Genomic DNA, 1580 nt, shown 5'->3' on the forward strand with positions numbered 1-1580 from the left:
AAGACCTTGGGCTGGGTCCATGACCACGTGACCCCCAACGTGGTGGGAGTCGACTATTCGGATCAGGGATGCGCGATTGCGCGTCAGTTCTTTGCGGCCACCGGCCGGAACGCCCAGGTGCTGTGCGAAGACGCCACCGCCGTGACCGAATTGAACGGCACGATGGATCTGGTCTACTCGATCGGCGTACTGGAACACTTCGACGACCCGTCGGACATGTTGGGAGCGCATTTGCGTTGGCTCAAACCGGCCGGCACGGCGGTGGTGCTGATTCCCAACTACTCAGGTTTGTATCAGCGTTTGCAGGGACGGCTCGATCCCGCCAACCTGGAAATTCATAACCTGGAAGTGATGCGGCCGTCATTCTGGACCGACCTGCAGCACCGTCACCCCGACTATGTATTGAGCGCCTCGTTCTACGGGCGTCCTTCGCCGTGGTTACTGTCGCTGCAGAAGTACGGCGTGGCCGGTCGGTTGACCCAATATGCTTTGAACTTTCTGGCTTTCTTGTGGCCGCGAAATACCCGCTTCGCGGCCAACATTCTGATCGTCGGCCGGCGTCGGGCGGCGGACCAATGAAACGAGTCGCCGTGTTTGGCTTGCAGTTGCCCGGCGAACTCCGGTTGGGTGACTACCTGCTGTACCAGGTCGGCAAGTCAATCTCCTGGCAAGGTTCAGCCACCGGCGGTCGCAGACTTCTCACTCATGGTTTGAGCGGGGTGCTGCGCAATCGTCTGGTACTCGAAGCGCGCGGCGTCGATGAGTTGTATCGCGAGCGCGATGCTCAGTATCTGAGTAATTGCGAGCGACTGCTGAATGAAGTCGAAGACGCCGATGCAGTGGTGTTTTTCACATATCCGTTCGTGCACCCGGAGATTCTGGCCAGGCGGCGCGGCACGCGGAAGTTCATCATGGGGTTCGTGGACGATCCGCACTCGACCTACGTTCGGGGGCTGCCCTATGTGTGGGCTTACGATGGTGCCTTCTACATCTCGCCCAGCTACAGCGCCGATTCGAGTTTCGATGACTTGCTGCGCCAGGCCGGCGTGCGACGCAGGTTTTGGCTACCGCTGGTGCAACCGGTGCCGATGCCGTCCTTGAGCTATGAAGACATCCTGAAACGCACGGCAGGGGTCTGCTACGTGGGCAATCCGACGTTCACCAAGGTGGAGCGGTTGGCGCGAGTCAAACGCGCATTAGGTGACGATTTCACCGTGCATGGCCGTTGGCCGTTCGCTGGGTATGCAGGCTTTCTACGGGTGCTGGTCGGAGAGCGGGGCTATTATCGCCGCGTGCGCCCGGTCAGTGTCAGCGGTAAGCGCGAGCTATACCTGCGAACCAAGATCGCGTTGAACATGCATGTGAGCGACGTACCCTCCGAGTCTGGAAACATGCGCTCGTATGAAGCCGCCGCGCACGGCATGCTGTTGTTGTGCGATCGTGGCGCGTCGAATCTGCAGACCCAGATATTTCGCGAGAACGAAGAGGCCGTTTACTACGACGACATTGCGGATGCCATTGCCAAGGCGCGCAAGTTTCTCCAGGACGACACGAGCCGGGCCGAAATCGCCTATCGCGCT

2 protein-coding genes are annotated in these 1580 nt (G+C 59.9%); both read left to right on the forward strand.

Features of this window, described 5'->3' with window-relative positions; genetic code table 11:
* On the forward strand, positions 1-579 hold a 579-nt coding region (locus JNL55_RS13210), incomplete at its 5' end, for a class I SAM-dependent methyltransferase (RefSeq protein ID WP_293853630.1).
* On the forward strand, positions 576-1580 hold a 1005-nt coding region (locus JNL55_RS13215; protein WP_293853633.1), incomplete at its 3' end, for a glycosyltransferase. The genes JNL55_RS13210 and JNL55_RS13215, both read left to right, overlap by 4 nt.

The organism is Steroidobacter sp. (genome assembly GCF_016790065.1).
Lineage (GTDB): Bacteria > Pseudomonadota > Gammaproteobacteria > Steroidobacterales > Steroidobacteraceae > Steroidobacter.